Annotated in this window: 19 protein-coding genes; 7 read left to right on the plus strand and 12 right to left on the minus strand. The window is 59.2% G+C overall.

Annotation, left to right across the window (positions count from 1 at the left end; genetic code table 11):
- Positions 1–107: 107 nt before the first annotated feature.
- Entirely contained in the window at positions 108–1,349 is a 1,242-nt protein-coding gene (locus HALTADL_RS03885; protein ID WP_089672795.1) for an RNA-guided endonuclease InsQ/TnpB family protein, read from the minus strand.
- Between the two features lie 218 nt (positions 1,350–1,567).
- Positions 1,568–2,725 carry a sensor histidine kinase gene (locus tag HALTADL_RS03890; RefSeq protein WP_089672796.1) on the minus strand — a complete coding sequence of 386 codons (1,158 nt, stop codon included), beginning with the start codon at positions 2,723–2,725 and terminating at the stop codon, positions 1,568–1,570.
- Positions 2,726–3,338: 613 nt separating this feature from the next.
- Here HALTADL_RS03890 and HALTADL_RS03895 point away from each other — a divergent pair.
- Both HALTADL_RS03895 and HALTADL_RS03900 read left to right on the plus strand, forming a co-directional pair.
- The gene (locus HALTADL_RS03895; protein WP_089672797.1) at positions 3,339–3,533 is read left to right on the plus strand and encodes a hypothetical protein; all 195 of its coding nucleotides are present in this window, start codon (positions 3,339–3,341) and stop codon (positions 3,531–3,533) included.
- A 39-nt stretch (positions 3,534–3,572) separates the two neighbouring features.
- Positions 3,573–4,103 (plus strand): metal-dependent hydrolase, encoded by a 531-nt coding sequence (locus HALTADL_RS03900; RefSeq protein ID WP_265472942.1) that lies wholly within the window; start codon positions 3,573–3,575, stop codon positions 4,101–4,103.
- On the opposite strand, the gene HALTADL_RS03905 is transcribed toward HALTADL_RS03900, so the two are convergent.
- Together HALTADL_RS03905 and HALTADL_RS03910 are read right to left on the minus strand one after the other, a co-directional pair.
- On the minus strand, positions 4,104–4,580 hold the full coding sequence (locus HALTADL_RS03905) for a DUF5812 family protein (RefSeq protein ID WP_089672799.1): 477 nt from the start codon (positions 4,578–4,580) through the stop codon (positions 4,104–4,106). It abuts the gene before it with no gap.
- 72 nt (positions 4,581–4,652) lie between these two features.
- A complete protein-coding gene (locus HALTADL_RS03910) occupies positions 4,653–5,189 on the minus strand; it encodes a hypothetical protein (RefSeq protein ID WP_089672800.1) in 537 nt (178 codons plus the stop codon).
- 120 nt (positions 5,190–5,309) lie between these two features.
- Between HALTADL_RS03910 and HALTADL_RS03915 the strand changes: the two genes are divergently transcribed.
- Together HALTADL_RS03915 and HALTADL_RS03920 are read left to right on the plus strand one after the other, a co-directional pair.
- Positions 5,310–6,602 (plus strand): glucose-6-phosphate isomerase, encoded by a 1,293-nt coding sequence (locus HALTADL_RS03915; protein WP_089672801.1) that lies wholly within the window; start codon positions 5,310–5,312, stop codon positions 6,600–6,602.
- 109 nt (positions 6,603–6,711) lie between these two features.
- The gene (locus tag HALTADL_RS03920) at positions 6,712–7,650 is read left to right on the plus strand and encodes a LamG-like jellyroll fold domain-containing protein (protein WP_089672802.1); all 939 of its coding nucleotides are present in this window, start codon (positions 6,712–6,714) and stop codon (positions 7,648–7,650) included.
- Here the strand turns inward: HALTADL_RS03920 and HALTADL_RS03925 are convergent, their stop codons facing one another.
- Positions 7,651–8,628 (minus strand): ArsA family ATPase, encoded by a 978-nt coding sequence (locus HALTADL_RS03925; RefSeq protein WP_089672803.1) that lies wholly within the window; start codon positions 8,626–8,628, stop codon positions 7,651–7,653.
- On the minus strand, positions 8,628–8,924 hold the full coding sequence (locus tag HALTADL_RS03930) for a hypothetical protein (protein ID WP_089672804.1): 297 nt from the start codon (positions 8,922–8,924) through the stop codon (positions 8,628–8,630). Before HALTADL_RS03930 ends, HALTADL_RS03925 begins: the two co-directional genes overlap by 1 nt.
- Before the next feature lie 93 nt (positions 8,925–9,017).
- Here HALTADL_RS03930 and HALTADL_RS03935 point away from each other — a divergent pair, with 93 nt between their 5' ends.
- The gene (locus HALTADL_RS03935) at positions 9,018–10,202 is read left to right on the plus strand and encodes a CobW family GTP-binding protein (protein WP_089672805.1); all 1,185 of its coding nucleotides are present in this window, start codon (positions 9,018–9,020) and stop codon (positions 10,200–10,202) included.
- On the opposite strand, the gene HALTADL_RS03940 is transcribed toward HALTADL_RS03935, so the two are convergent.
- From HALTADL_RS03940 to HALTADL_RS03950, 3 genes are all read right to left on the minus strand, one after another.
- Positions 10,203–10,406 carry a hypothetical protein gene (locus HALTADL_RS03940; protein WP_089672806.1) on the minus strand — a complete coding sequence of 68 codons (204 nt, stop codon included), beginning with the start codon at positions 10,404–10,406 and terminating at the stop codon, positions 10,203–10,205.
- 79 nt (positions 10,407–10,485) lie between these two features.
- A complete protein-coding gene (locus HALTADL_RS03945) occupies positions 10,486–10,890 on the minus strand; it encodes a polyketide cyclase (RefSeq protein WP_089672807.1) in 405 nt (134 codons plus the stop codon).
- Positions 10,891–10,942: 52 nt separating this feature from the next.
- Positions 10,943–11,260, minus strand: a complete 318-nt coding sequence (locus HALTADL_RS03950; RefSeq protein WP_089672808.1) for a hypothetical protein — start codon at positions 11,258–11,260, stop codon at positions 10,943–10,945.
- Positions 11,261–11,317: 57 nt separating this feature from the next.
- Between HALTADL_RS03950 and HALTADL_RS03955 the strand changes: the two genes are divergently transcribed.
- Entirely contained in the window at positions 11,318–11,536 is a 219-nt protein-coding gene (locus tag HALTADL_RS03955) for a hypothetical protein (RefSeq protein WP_089672809.1), read from the plus strand.
- A 19-nt stretch (positions 11,537–11,555) separates the two neighbouring features.
- On the opposite strand, the gene HALTADL_RS03960 is transcribed toward HALTADL_RS03955, so the two are convergent.
- Positions 11,556–11,774: a hypothetical protein gene (locus HALTADL_RS03960; RefSeq protein ID WP_089672810.1), complete on the minus strand. Its 219-nt coding sequence runs from the start codon at positions 11,772–11,774 to the stop codon at positions 11,556–11,558.
- 76 nt (positions 11,775–11,850) lie between these two features.
- Here HALTADL_RS03960 and HALTADL_RS03965 point away from each other — a divergent pair, with 76 nt between their 5' ends.
- On the plus strand, positions 11,851–12,453 hold the full coding sequence (locus HALTADL_RS03965; RefSeq protein WP_089672811.1) for a hypothetical protein: 603 nt from the start codon (positions 11,851–11,853) through the stop codon (positions 12,451–12,453).
- Positions 12,454–12,476: 23 nt separating this feature from the next.
- Here HALTADL_RS03965 and HALTADL_RS03970 read toward each other — a convergent pair whose 3' ends face one another.
- Positions 12,477–14,345 (minus strand): carbon starvation CstA family protein, encoded by a 1,869-nt coding sequence (locus tag HALTADL_RS03970; protein WP_089672812.1) that lies wholly within the window; start codon positions 14,343–14,345, stop codon positions 12,477–12,479.
- 113 nt (positions 14,346–14,458) lie between these two features.
- Positions 14,459–15,292, minus strand: coding sequence for an aldo/keto reductase (locus HALTADL_RS03975; protein ID WP_089672813.1), 834 nt, complete (start codon positions 15,290–15,292; stop codon positions 14,459–14,461).
- Positions 15,293–15,334 lie beyond the last annotated feature (42 nt).

Genomic DNA, 15,334 nt, shown 5'->3' on the forward strand with positions numbered 1-15,334 from the left:
GTGTGGCTGACAAGTAAGTGATTGGGTTCGGGCTGGTGTCGACGAGTCGTTCTCCAGAACAACGTTTGAATGTTACCCCGCGCACGGTGGCGCGGGGAATCCTGCTCTCACGAGGGCAGACTTCCTGTTTCTAAGACGTGACTTGCAGACACACGCTGGAAACCAGCGGTGTCCGTAGCGGTCACAGTCTCCACAGGCGTTGATTCGGGCCATCCCAACCCTAACTCAGAAAACCCTCTCTGCAAGACGTTCATCGCCGCGTTTGCGTCCCTGTCCGTCTTGAACCCACACGACGGACACAAATGTTCCCTGACCCAGATAGGCTTCGGGGTCTCCACACCACACGACGCGCATTCTTTCGTCGTCCCTCTTGCTTCGACCTGTTTGACGTGACAGCCGTACAGGTCGCCTTTGTATTCGAGGAGGGTGATGAACTGTCTCCACGCCGCATCCTGCTTGTTGCAAGCGTTCCCGTCGCCCTGAAGCATACTTTGGACGTTCAGGTCTTCTACGAACACGGCGTCGTACTCACGGACGAGCCACGTCGTAATCTTGTGCTGGTAGTCCAGCACCTTCCGACGAATATGGCGTTTGACGTTAGCAACTTCGACTCGTTGTTTCTCGTAGTTGTTCGAGCCTTTCTCCTTGCTAGACAATTTGCGTTGTTCGCGGCGCAGACGCTCGTAATCGTCTTCAAGGTCAAGCCAATCCACGGTTTTGCCATCGGTGGTGTGGATGTAGTTCTGGATGCCGAGGTCAATCCCGACGCTGTTGCTTGTATCAAGTGAATCAACGTTGGGTTTCTCGGGTAGGTTGGCGTCGTCGGTTTCCAGTCCGAAGGAGACGAACCATTCACCGGTTGTCTCCTTCTTGAACGTGACCTCTTTGATGTTGGCGCGGTCAGGAAGTGGGCGCGAATACCGGATTTTCACCCAGCCGATTTTGCTGAATCGAACGTAGGCGTACTTGTCGTGGCCCCTCTTTTCATCGAGGTCGAAACCAGACTGGTTGTACGTCACGCTCCGGTATTCAGTGGGTGCTTGCCGTTTGAGCCGACCAACGTTGTATCCTTTCTCTTTCTTTTTACGAAGGTTTGAGAGGTTGCGGTGGAAGCGAGCGACGGTGGCTTGTGCGGCCTTCGAGTGCATTTCACTGAACACTGACCACGTTCGTTTCCACTCAGGAAGTTTGTTGTTCTGGTCGTACTCACTCGGTTTGTCGTCCTCGGGACTGTTCGTGTAGTCCCATCGGACGTGGTTGTAGAGCTGGCGATGAACGTCTATATGTTGTTCCAGTTCAGCCGCTACCTCTTGTGTTGGGTAAGCGTGGTAGCGGTGACTGTATTCCATCTCTGTCTCTTGATTACAGATGTGTTCACTTAATGATTTGTATCACGAGTTGTCGGCTTCATCCCCGACCACGGTGGGTCGGGGTATTCGCCTCGCTAACCAGTATAAAAACGCGGCTGACCAGCGATATGTCGACCGAACACTCAGTCTCATGTTTAGTTGGTGTTGCATGATAGATAATACCATAGATTTGATGACAGTACGTTCTCAGTCGACACTCAGCCGCGCGTGGCGACCAGCGGTTCCGGTCGCGTCTCGGCCATTGGAATCGTGAACTGGACTGTCGTTTCCCCGGCTTCGGATTCGATCCAGATCTCTCCCTGATGTCGGTCGACGACGAGTTCACACACTGCCAGCCCGACGCCGGGACCGTCGGTAGCCTCGCCTGCATCTCCGAAGATGCGAAACAGTTTCTCGGTATCACTCGCAATACGATCCAAGCCGTCGTCCACGACGCTGAATCGGTACTCGTCGTCGCCCCGGATTGCGGACACTCGGATTTCGCTGACGTCGGTTCCATGTTCGAGTGCGTTTCCCAGCAGCTGTTCGAACACTGCTTCGAGCTGTGTGGCGTCGCCTTCGACTGTCGGCAGGTTCTCAGTCTTCACGGTGACGTCTGCATCCCGAAGCTGTGGCTCCAGTGTGTCTACAACGTCGGTGACGACTGCAGCGGTGTCGACAGTCTCGACTGTCATCTCCTGTGCGGTTGTTTCGTAGTAGTTCTGGAGGGCGTCGATCATCGCGAGCATCTCGCGGGCTCCGTCTTCGGCGAACTCCAGATACTCCGCGGTCGACTCGCCGTCGTCCGGTTCGGATGCCAGCAAGTCGACGTAGGTGGCGACCATTCGGGCGGGCTCTTGGAGGTCGTGTGCGGCGACGTAGGCGAACTCCTGTAACTGCTCGTTGGACTGGTCGAGTTTGTCGACAGTCCATTCCAGTTGCTGGGTGGTCGACCGAAGTTCACTGACTGTCCGGTCGCGTCGGACCCTCTCCAGCCCGAGAAAGACGCCCGCGATACCACCGGCAACGGCCACGAAGGTAGCCTGAAACACGATGGCCTCGAAGGGGAGATCCGCCTCCGGCGTCAGATACTGGTGGAACGCATATCCACTGGAGGCCACGGCTGCGACCGCGTACACGGCAGTTGCTCGAAGCCCGACCACGAGAGACTCGGCTCTCGACTCGGTCTCGGTGAGCGCGTAGTACACCGACCCACAGAGCGCCAGTGACAGCGCCAACAGTGACCACTGGCCCAGAATCGTCGGCAGGAGTGGAGCCTCGTGGGTCAGGATGTGGTAGATCGAGATTGACACTGAGAGCGTCGACAGCCCGACAAGCAGTGGCGTCCCTACCCACTGTGCCCTCTCTCGTGACATGGCAAATCATTACAACAGACTGTGTTATATCTGGTGTCCCACGTGAGGCAGCTACACAGGTCCCCACCGATCAACTGTCACCCGGATCGAGTTTATAACACAACTAGCGAAACTCATCAAATCCACTCCAGCAGGTAGCCATCGCGCGTCGACTCAATGGGAACACCGTTTTCACCGAAATAAACACGGATTTCTCCAAACCACTAACTGCTGTACTGGGGCCGATTGCCCAGCTTCGGGGCTATCGGGGTGCCTACGGTAGATCTATGCAAGATGCCTTCTGGGAGCGGCATGTCGAGCAGCCTGAGAGATAGGCGTAGTATTTAAACCGAGTCGACGAAGCCGTCGCTCACTGGTATAGAAGTGAGAACGTCATCAGCTACGGTCAGGCTCAGTGTGCGGTTAGACCGCATGGTTATCGAAACCTGACCGGCAGCATGACGTTCGCATATAGACATGGCGTCGTCGGTCGTATATACGTGTTGATCGAACTGTGTGGTAGCCGACCCATCTCTGCGGCGTGGACGGTGAATCACTCAACGATATCTACCTGTCGACGAACATGACTGCGGGACCATCTTTTTGCGTCTCGACACCCAATGCTGTATCCCTCATGACTACCGCTTCCTTCCAATCGGTAAACAAAATCAGCATCGTCTCGACCCTCGTCGACGCCGCCCTCGCGTTCGCTCGTGGTCGACCAAAGAGTGGACTCGTCCTCCTCGGAGCCGCCGTGCTGTCGTCTCGTATTCCCGGGATCGGAACCGCAACGTCGCTGCTGCTTCGGCTTATTCGGCGATTTCGATAACGCAACACTCCAATGGTCGACATCAGTGGCCATTTGGGTATGACACTGCTGTGGCTGGCTCCGACGTGGCTTGTGTTCGACCAGACAAAACCCGCAGCAACGTTCGTACTCGCAGGGCTCCCGTTCGGGCTCGGACCGGATCTGGATCTCGTTTTCAGTCGACTCTTTCGGACGATCAGACATCACGGGATCTTCCATACGGTCCTCGCGGTGACGGTTCTCGCTACGATTGTCGGGCCAGTTGTCGGGACACTCCTTGAGAGAGTGGTTGGGGGGAGCGATTGGTTCCGAATCGAGGAGACACGTGACAGCTATCGCTTCGGTTTCTTCGCTGTCTGGATCGCCGGACTCAGCCACATTTTTGCGGATATGCTGTCGGCCCCCGACATCGCCCAAGCGGTCGAGCCGTTCTGGCCACTGTATTTCGAATCAATCAGCTTCGATCTCGTCTGGTACAACGCGGCGTGGTTCAACTGGGGGTTACTCGCCGCCGGGATTTTCGTCAACGTGGGACTGTTTGTTTACAAAAGAGACAGCAGTCAGATAGCAGCGGTCACCAACAGCGACTAACTACGGCAGATATCGAATGCTCACCACGCCGGGTTCGGACCGAATTTCGACGCGGTTGACACCCAGTCGCGCCGCCCGCGACAGCGTTCCCTCGCGGTCGTCGACGATATCTGCAACTGCCTCGGTGGTCCCGTCTTCAGGAACGGTCACCACGTGAATTTCACCGATTCCCGCCCGTGGCTCTCGTGTGAGCTCGCCGACCGGCTGGTCGGCCGCCAGCTCTCGTTCTTGGACCGTCGGCGGCTCCTCGCTTTCCTCGATTAAGAGGGGTCTGCGTTCTTCGATGTCGACCAACTGCCACGACAGCTCAAGCGGTGGGGCCGGCGCGACAGTGCCCTCGATAGCGTCGTCGACGTCGACGCCGGGGTTCGAGGCCAGCGTGTGGACCTGTCCGTCGTGGACGTCTTTCACCACCGCCGACTCGTCGTCGGCGTGGGTTACGAGAAACGTGCTTTCTTTTTGTTCGTCGTCAGTCATACAGGATGGTTGTGGTGGAGGGCTTTCGGCGTTTCGTCATCTGGCTGCGTATTCTGCTGCTGTACCCAGCGCTCAGCGCGACAGCAGGTAGTGACCGAGAGCCATCACGCCCATCATAATGGCTGGCGGGCCAACTGCGGCAATCTGCGGCAGGAGATAGAGGATGTTTACAATCGGGCCAAAGAGGCCACTGGCGGGGTCACGGCAGATCTGCTCGCCATCGAGTTCGAAACACTCCGGAATCGAGATGATGGCGGCGACGTAGATCGACAGCAGGAAGCCGACGCCCAGCAGTGCCATGATTGTGTCGTACCGCGGGTGGTACGAAAATCCCCGACGGTGTTTGCGAGCGACGAGCAGAATTGGCGCGAGCAGCGGCCCGGCCGCAAAGAGGCCAACAACCGCAATGAACGTCCGTGAGAGCGTCAGCGAGCCGCCGGGACTGCTGGCTGTCTGGCCGATCCAGACCACCAGACTGAGCGTAAACAGGCCGCCGATGAAGATTGCTCCAAGCGCGCCGAAGATGACGTACAGTTTGAAGATGCGCGAGTCGCCGTGTCTGAACGCGTAGGGAAACGCGCCGAACAGGCCGCGATAGCCATCTGCCATTGGTGGCGATAGGTGGTCACCGAAATTAAACATCGTGGATCACTGTTTGTGGTTCAGAACGACAGTCGACTGGTTAGACAGACGGTAACGACTTTACGGTAGCCGAACGGGCATATGCGTATGTATCTGGATATTGGAAACGTGTTGAATACCAGTCCCGGCATCACCGAGCAAACGCTGGACCGCCTCGACGACCGCGTGGCCATCGCCCACGACCGAATCGAGGAGGGTCGAGAGGCCGAGGAACACGGCTACGCCGCCCTCAACCTCCCCCAGACCGTCGACACTGACGAAATCAGATCCGCACTCGAACCGTTCGGAACTCCCGAAGCCGTCCTCACGGTCGGGATCGGTGGCAGCGCCCTCGGCGCGGCCACCATCTCCGACGCCCTCGCCGACCAGACCGACGTCGAGGCCCACTTCCTCGATAACGTCGACCCCGAAGACACCGCGGCGCTCCTCGACTCACTCCCTCTCGACGAAACGGTTCTCAACGTCGTTTCTCGCTCCGGCACAACCGCCGAAACACTGGCGAACTTCCTCGTCGTCCGTGAGGCGATGGAGGATGCAGGCGTCGACTGGACCGAACAGACCTTCGTCACGACTGGCGACGAGGGCAACCTACGGAATCTGGCCGACAAACACGACCTCCCGTCGCTCAGAGTCCCCGATGGTGTTCCGGGTCGGTTTTCGGCACTGTCGACTGTCGGCCTCGCTTGCGGCGCACTACAGGGTATCGACATCGAAGGCGTCGTCGAAGGGGCCCGAAGCGAGATGGACAAGCTGTCGGGGTCCTTGGAGGACTCACCGGGGTATGCCTACGGCGCGGTTGCCTACGCGCTGGCCGAGCGCGGTGCGCTGACCAACGCGATGATGCCGTATGCCGAATCCCTCGAATACTTCGCCGAATGGTTCGCCCAACTGTGGGCCGAGAGCCTCGGCAAGGAAGGGCTGGGCCAGACTCCCGCCCGCGCACTCGGCGCGACCGACCAGCACTCCCAACTCCAGCTCTACCGCGCTGGCCCACGCGACAAACTCGTCACCCTCGTGCGACCCCGCGAGCGCGAGGATATTGACATTCCAGAAACTGATCTCGAAGGCCTGTCGTATCTCGGCGGCGCTGGACTCGGCGACCTCTTGGATGCCGAGTTCGAGGCCACCGAGGCCAGTCTCGCCGCGGAGGACCGACCGAATATCCGAATCGAAGTCGACGCGGTCGACGCACATGGCATCGGCGAACTGATGTACGCGATGGAGGCCGCCACCGTGATGTATGGCGAACTCGCCGGGGTGTCGACGTTCACCCAGCCAGCAGTCGAATGGGGCAAAAAGGCCGCCCGCGGCCTACTCGGCGGCGGCGAGTTCGAGGAGGCCGACGCCGTGGCCGACAAACGCGAGTTCACCATCGAGTAACTCGGCCCACACATCTCACAAACAGGCGTCGAGCCGGGTATTCATAACAACTTATTTATGCTGCTCACAGTGATATTGCTGGAACTCCAATGACCCGACTCGAATACGCATGACTGGGCCAAGAGTTCGGGATGAGAGACGGGCGGCCGTCCCGCTGGAGACGACGTTTCTGTTCGCATTCGTTGTGATTATCGGCCTGATCGTTGGCGCGGTCGCGTTCGGCTACATCGATCTGGTTGGCCAGTCGACGACAGTGCCTGTGGACGACGGCGAGTGCAGCTACTCGCTGGAGTTCGACCCCCGCGATGTGGCCGAATTCGCCGAAGACAGAGCCGCAAACGAACGGTATACTGACGGCACATTCCCCTGTGTGCTGTGGCTCGATGCCTCACAGAGCCGTGGGTTCGCTCCCGGCGAGCCCGTCACGAGGTGGCAGGACAAAAGCAGCAACGGCTTCGCAGCGACGCCAACCGACGAGGCTCCCGAGTGGGCGGTCGTCGACGGCGTTGAGGCAGTCCGGTTCTCTGGGAGCTCACACACCGCACTGACGATCGACGCGACGCCGGATGCAATGTCGGTACGCAACGACTCCGGACTGACGGTGACGATGTTGGTGTATGTGGTCGACAAGAATCACCGAGACGGCGGCCTGTACGCGATTGGCGCAGCCGATGGAGCCGACTCGGCCATCGAGATACGGCAGTCCGACGAGCCACGAGAAAGCTCCCGGGCGGATGAGTGGCACGCCGATCCCGGCCCGGCAGCCAAAATAACGACCGACGGCGAGTGGGCGATCATCACCCATACGACCGATGGCGAGCGCGGCACCGTCTTTATAAATGGTGAGAACCGCGGCTCGGATGGAGATGGTGTCGCCGAACTCGGGAGTGAGGTGCGGATCGGTGCGGCCGGATCGAGTCGGGCATTCAACGGCTACGTCGCCGAATACTTTGTCAGCAACGAACAGTTGTCGACGGCCAATCGGAATATCGTCGAGTGTGCAATGGACGCCAAACACGACTCGGTCGTCGATCTCGATGCCTGCTGATTACTGGGTCTGTGTCGGTACCTCGACCGTGGTCTCGATGTCGACCTCGTCCGCGAGTTCGTCCAAAAAATCACCTTTGATCTCTGAAACCCTCGTTTCGATTTCGGCGACCAAGGGCGGCTCGAACTCCCTTCGGACGCGGTCGAGTCGCTCGGTTTCGGTCTCGATCCGGTCCCGGAGATAGCGCGCCCCGCGACCGCTCTCGTCGGGGTCGGGCGCAGGCGTCAGTTTGTTGGCGACGAGGCCACGCACTGCCAATCCCTTCTGGTCGAGTTGACTGATGGCACGGGCCGTCTCGTTGACCGAGAGTTCGTCGGGGTTCAACACGAGAAAGAAGGCAGCGTCCTCCCGGAGGGTCCGGCCAGCGAACTCGAAAAAGTTTTTGCGTTCTTCGAGCCGTGCGAGCACCGGGTCGCCCTCCATCACACGCCGCGCTTCGTTGTTCCCGACGGCGGCCTTCTCGAAGAGGTCGATGCTTACCTTGCGTTTCTGCATCAGGCGGTCGACCCAGTCTTCCAACAGTTCCGGTAACCCGAGCAGGCGGAGTGTGCCGCCGGTCGGCGAGGTGTCGAAAACGACCCGGTCGTAGGGCTCAGCGTTGCGCATTACGTCGACGAACCGATCAAAGAGGGCGGCCTCGTAGGCTCCTGGCGTCCCGTGGGCCATCTCCAACTGACGGTTGATCTCGTTTACCATCGCCGTTGAGACCTGCTCGGAGAGCCCCTGCCGGAGCTCATCTAAATGACGGGTCACCTCTTCGTCGGGATCGATCTGCATCGCCCAGAGGTTCTCGATTCCGTCGACTGACTGGGCATCGTCACTGAACGGCTGGTCGAATACATCCGAAACTGAGTGGGCGGGGTCAGTCGAGACGACCAGCGTTTTGTGACCCGCGCGGGCGCATTTGAGGGCGTAGCTGCTGGAGACGGTCGTTTTGCCGACGCCGCCTTTGCCGCCGAAGAAGACGAACGGCTCCATTAGAAGTGGTACTGCTGGCCCTTGCGTTCGACGTACGACCCTCGGTCCCAGAGTCGACGTTCCCACGCCTCAAACTCGTCTTCGAGGTAGGGCAAGAGTTCAGCCGTGTAGTAGGACACTGGCGAGGGAATCCCGAAGGCATCGGGGAAACACGCCAGCATGAACGCATCCTCGGTGTCTTCGGCCTCCTTTTCGATCTTTTCGTAGGCCGGGTGGGTGATCATCCCGTGGTAGAGGCCCCGAAGCCACTCTTCGAGCGTTGTGCGAAATGATTCGATCCGTTCGGCGAGTGTCATATACTGTCACACGGATGAGTGCATGTAAAACCTATCGCGGCGGAACCCCGATTTGTGACTGTATTTTAACTGATAGTGGTCCGAACGTCGCCTATGAGCGGATCGATCCCGGTGACTATTCTCTCAGGGAGTCTCGGCGCGGGAAAGACGACACTGGTCAACCAGCTGCTGTCGACCGCGGGCGACCGCGATCTCGCCGTGTTAGTCAACGATATGGGCGAGGTCAACGTCGACGCCGATCTGGTCGCCGAAGGCTCGGAGTTGGATCTCGACGACGGCGTGACCGAACTCTCCAATGGGTGTATCTGCTGTGAGCTACAGGATGATCTCGAAACCGCGGTTGTCAGACTGGCCCAAGACCGGTCGTTCGACCACCTGATCGTCGAATCATCCGGCATCTCCGAGCCAGCCCCCGTCGCCCGACTGTTCACCACCGAGTCCCGCGTGGCTGCGCTGTACGATGTCGACGCCCTCGTCACCGTGCTGGATACGCGCCGCTTTCTGGACTGCTTCAGCGGCGACTCCGCGCCCCAGCGACAGGGAAGCGACGAGGACCGCCCGCTGTCGGATCTGCTGGTCGAACAGATCGAAGTCTCGAATATCGTCCTGCTGAATAAGGCTGACCAGTGTACCGAGTCGGAACTTGCGGAGGCCAAGTCGCTGGTCGGGGCACTCCAACCTGACGCGGAGACGATTCGGACGGAGTTTTCGGCAGTCGACCTCGACCGCCTGCTCGGCGTCGACCGATTCGAGGAGACCGCAGTAGCGGATCTACCGGGGTGGAAACGTGCACTTGACGCGGCAAACGGGGATCACGATCACCACGACCACCACCACCACCCGGACGAGGTGTACAACGTCTCTTCGTTTACCTACCGTCGACGCCACCCGTTCGACCCCGAACGGTTCGCCGACGTTCTCCAGAATCTCCCGCCCGAAATCGTCCGCGCGAAAGGCACTGTCTGGCTTGCTGGCTGCGAAACACGGATCACGATGAGTCAGGCTGGACCGTCGATCAGAGCCACCGCCCAAGGGCCGTGGATCGCTAGCCTCCCCGAAGTCGACCGGAAGATGTACCGTTCGAACCGTCCCGACTTGGAGTGGGATGACGAACACGGCGACCGAAGAAGCGAACTCGTCTTCATTGGGACGGAGTACGACGAGGAAGCCCTCCGGGATGCACTAACCGAGGCACTCGCTACTGGTGAGAGCGAACAGTCAGTCGACGACCTGTTCCCGACTGAGGCTGGCGAGGAGACCGTCATCCGCCACTACTGATCAGCAGGCACAGTCGCGGCCGGTCGACCGCTCGAACCGCATTTCGTCGCCGCAGTCCGGACACACAGGCTCGCCGTTGATGTCGACATCCCGAATCCGATTGTTGCAGTCATCACACCAGTAGGCCCTCTTTGAGCCGTCGTCGGGGCGGTCGCTCGGCGATGGGGATTCGAACGCCGCCGTTACTGAATCGATCAATCCCATGACTGACAGTATCATTCTCAACCATTACAAATCCCGCTAGTGCTGTGTGTCAGCGACGCACAGCCGTCTGCGGCTACTCTCAGCACTCAGCTGCGAGGGTATCGAGTGCCCGGTCGAGTTCGCCGCGGCGTTTCCAGCCAGCGATCCGGTCGGCAAACGGAATCGATAGCGAAAGCGCGACCCGTGACTCCATCGTGACTTGCGAGCCCTCGTTTTCGCGGTCGACAGTAACAGTCGTTTCCATCGCCTCGAACGGCCCCAGATCGCCAGCCTGTTCGTAGTAGTAGCCATTGGCCCGTGATTCGAACCGGAGTTGAAACTGGAGTCCGGGACCACTCGCAGTGACGACTGTCTCACCGTTGCGCTCGTCGACCGAGTCGACGCTGAAACTCCCTTCGTACTCGACCAGTCGCCGCGGAGTGAGTAGGTGATCGAGTTCAGCCGGGGTGGCCGAGACGAACCGTGATCGTGCTACCTCACGCATGACTGACCAATTGGTCCAGCGCGGTATAACTCCACCCGGCAGTAGCAGGTGGTCAGATGAAAAGCGGAATCGCAAGCGCGACGATAACAACCACGAGGATAGCCATCAGATAAAACAGGCGTTCGCCACGCGCTCCGGCGGGGAGTTCGCCCACCATATCGGGGCGGGCGGTCCACACCTGCTGGTAGTAGGCACTCACCGCGGCAAGAACCGAGAGACAGACGGAGCCAGCGATTGCAGTCGACAGCGAGAGCCCGAGGGCCTGCCCATAGAGGGGACCGAACGACAGCATCAACAGGGCTGCCAGTCCGGTGATGACGACAAACGGGACCGGGTCGACGGCCACGCCGTCACGGTTGGGGAGTTGCACACAGGCGGTTGGCCTGCCAGCGCCAAAAACTAAGTGTTGGTAAAAAGACCATGACCTATGAGCGATGGTGACACCGAGGGATTCAGCGAGGGAGCCGCCGCCTCGGATGGCGACCCTCGTGTGTTGCTTGCGATCAACGCGATCCTGTCGACGATGTTCGGGTGGACGATTGTCGGCGGGCTCTCGTTTCTCGATGTGGTGGCGTTCGACGCTATCAATGTCGCGACGGCCGCCATCGTGATCTTCTCGCTGACGTATCTGCTAACGATGTCCTGATACTGTTTATTGTAGACGGTTACCGACCGTAGGTCAGTTTGCGGGCGATTTCGTTGAGACGTGACGTGAGTCGACCCATCCATGCCTCCGGTGAGATCCGCCGGAGTTCCGACTCCTCGACTTCGATCCGGCTCTCGCCGAATGGGTCCCGCTCGTCGGCGGCCTCCTCGTCACCGACCGCAGTGACCACCGTCGACATCGAACAGCGGCCACAGGCCTCGGTCTGTTTCTCGGTCATTAATATACGTGTTTATTCGAAAACAACTTAAAATCACCCGCTGGCCTTTTTAACCCACCTGCTGTTATGGCGAACTGTGAGCAGAGACGCCGAGGAACTACCGGCTGCAATTCGGGAGTCGGTCCCCGAGTTCGACGACGAGTATCTCGACCGCGTCGCCGGTCGACTGCTGTACAACTACGATCTCCAGAAAGACTACACGCTCCACGGCGAGCAGTGGGCCCTCTACGGCGAGATGCGCGTAAAAAGCCAAAAGCAGTTCTTCCATCCCGCCCTGAGCTACGGCGACCACGAGTCCGAGGAGTATTTGCTGGTCCGCCGGTCGGACCACCCAACAGTCGACGAACTCAATCGACTAGTCGATCTCGGCCACGACCTCGCCGACGAGTGGATCACCGCCGACGAGGAACATTACGGCACAGATATCACGTTCATCCTCATTTCCGAGGAGATTCCAGACGCCGTCGTCGACTACGTCGAGGGATTCCGGGACCGAACACTGCTCAAATTCGGCTACTACGGCCACTACGACGTGAATCTCGTCGTGGTCGCCCCCGACGCCGAGCAGTCTGTCGCAAGCGAGGTCGCCGACGTTGCCGCCGCCTTCCAGCTGTGGGATGACGTGTCGACGCCCGATGAGGGAGTTCTCTCACGGTTCGCCAAGCGGTTCTGGCAGTAGCGATAAAAACAGCAGCAGCGAACTTAGTCGTCGCTCGGCTCTACAGCCGGTGAGTCCGAGTCATACCGGACCTCACGGATGTTGTAGTAGCCAAGCCGGACCAACCCGAGTGCGAGTCCAATCAGGACCAGCCCCAAGGCCGCCTGAACAATCGAGGAGGCGATTGCTTCGCCAGCGAGTGGCTCTTCGAGCGCGCCGGTGAAGTTGAGATAGAGGTTCGCATAGAGGTTTTCGTAGAAGACGAGCCATGCAAGCGCGAGGATGGTCGTAACAGTCATAATCGCCATTGGGACGCCGGTCGACACCAGCTGTTTGGCGTCGTCCCAGTTGGCGAGCCAAATGGTTGCGGTCAACAATGCCAGTGCTGCCAGCAGTTGATTGGCACCGCCGAACAGCGCCCACAGCGTCACCCATTGGCCGGAGACGACAAGCAGGTAGGCCGGAATGACCTGAATCAGTGGGTTGGTGTACCGACCACGGGCAATCGAGCCGATGTCGGCGTTGAGCCCCGTATCGGTTTGGCCAGCAGGCAGGCCGACGATCTCTTCCATCAGGTACCGACCGAGTCGAACTGCGGTGTCAGTAGAGGTGAGCAGGAAGCTCACGAGGACGAGCGCCATGAACACCGCACCCACTGTTTCAGGAATGCCAAGACTGGTGAGAATAACGCCGCCGCCGGAGGCGAAGTTTGGCAGGGCAGTGCCGATCCCGCCCGCGGAGTCTGCAAAGCCCCACACCGCGAGCGTCGACAGTGCGACCGCCGCAAGCAGGCCCTCGCCGAGCATGCCGCCGTAGCCGATTAGCCGGGCATCAGTCTCTTTGTTCAACTGTTTGGCAGTCGTTCCCGACGAAACCAGCGAGTGGAACCCACTGATCGTTCCACAGGCGATGGTGACGAACAGCAGTGGGAACAGCGGCAGGAAGACGCCTTCAACGCCCCAGAAGCCGTTGAACGCCCCCATCGAGGAGTCGATCACCAGTGGTTCCGATGAGGTGGCGAAGATCGTCCCGACGATGATCGCCACGACAGAGCCGCCGACTCCGGTGTACAGCAGGAACGACGACAGGTAGTCTCGCGGCTGGAGCAACACCCACACTGGGAGCGCGCTGGCGATGCTCGCATACACCATGACGATAGGAATCCAAGCTGCGGTGTTCGCACCGAGGGCCGCCGCACCGGGCACCCAGTCGCCAGCACCGCTCAGCAACACTGTCACCCCGATATCGGCAGTCCGCTCGGCGGTTGGCTCGAACAGCGCGATTGGGTAGTTGATTCCGACCCAGACGGCCGCGAATACACCGGTGACGAAGACGACAGTGCCGGGAAGGAACGGGCCATCAAGTTGGTAGAGATACACCCCAAAGACGAGTGCCAATGCGATATAGATCGAAGAGGCCGTCGACACTTCGGGATAGGCGTTAAATACGATCCCGACGACTAAGGCGAAGACCGCCACGACGAGGACAATCGTAAGGAAGGCGAACCACAGCAGCATATTTTTGCCCCCCTCACCGACGTACTCGCCGACGATGTAGCCGATCGATTTCCCCTCATGACGGAGCGATCCCGACAGCGAGACGAAGTCGTGGACCGCACCCATTAGCGGATTGCCGATGGCGATCCACAACAGCGCGGGCACCCATCCCCACACCGCGCCTGCTGTGATTGGGCCAACAATCGGTGCACCGCCCGCAATACTCGAATAGTGATGGCCTAACAGAACCGGCTTCTTCGAAGGGACGTACTCCTGTCCGTCCTCGTACTTATGAGCAGGTGTTTCTGCCTCCTCGTCCAGTCCGATGAACTGTGAGAGGTATCGTGAGTACCACATATACCCAGCGGTGAACGTTACTAACACTGCCGCGATGATCCAAATTACCTGTGTTGCCATTATTGCGTACGCTCCACTATTCAGAATGAACAATCATTACTTAATGATTAGCTAATTATTATCTATAGATGGAAGGCAAAATAAAGTTTGCAAGACGGTTCAACGTCTATATATTATTTTGAGATACCGTACCGTGGATGAGTTGGGTCGACCATATACTGTCGCTCCCGGCGATCAATCGTCTTGATTCGGTCGACATCCTCGGCCGTCAGTTCCCAGTCAGTGACTGCCAGATTTGATTGGATGTGTGCAGGCGTGGTCGACCGCGGAATCGTCGCGATCCCGTTTTGAATTTGCCAACGGATGACGATCTGTGCTGGGCTTTTGCCATATTTCTCCGCGAGATCCTGAACAACGGGGTCATCGAACACCTTTGTTCGGGCCAGCGGGGCCGCCGCAGTCAGTTGGAGATCGGTTTCGGCGGCATACTCCCGGAGTTCCGGTTGTTTGAACCACGGATGAAGTTCAGCTTGGTTCGTCGCAATCGGCACGTCGGCAATCTGCCGGGCAAACCTGAGTTGATAGGCGGTGAAGTTGCTCACACCGATGTTACGGACGAGACCCTCGTCGACGAGATGGGCCATCGCTGACAGCGTTTCGCGCAGCGAAATCGCGGGGTTCGGCCAGTGGATCAGATACAGATCGAGGTAGTCGGTGCCTAATCGATCTAGCGAATCATGACTGGCTGAAATAAGGGATTCGTAGTGCAGGTGTTTCGGCACGACTTTCGAGGTGACAAACAGCTCCTCGCGGTCGTACTCCGCGAGGGCCTCGCCGACTTCGCGTTCGTTCCCGTATCCCTCTGCGCAGTCGACGTGGCGGTAGCCCGCCTCAAGAGCTGTTCGCACAGCCTTTGTCGTGGTGCCCGGGTCGATGTCGTAGGTACCAAATCCGACCAGTGGGAGTTCGTCGCCGCTCGGCAGTGTTCGTGTCGGCACAGTCGACATACGCCCTGTCGACGCGGCGCTTGCTTGAATGTAGGGGCCACA

The organism is Halohasta litchfieldiae (assembly GCF_002788215.1).
In the GTDB taxonomy this organism is placed as follows: domain Archaea; phylum Halobacteriota; class Halobacteria; order Halobacteriales; family Haloferacaceae; genus Halohasta; species Halohasta litchfieldiae.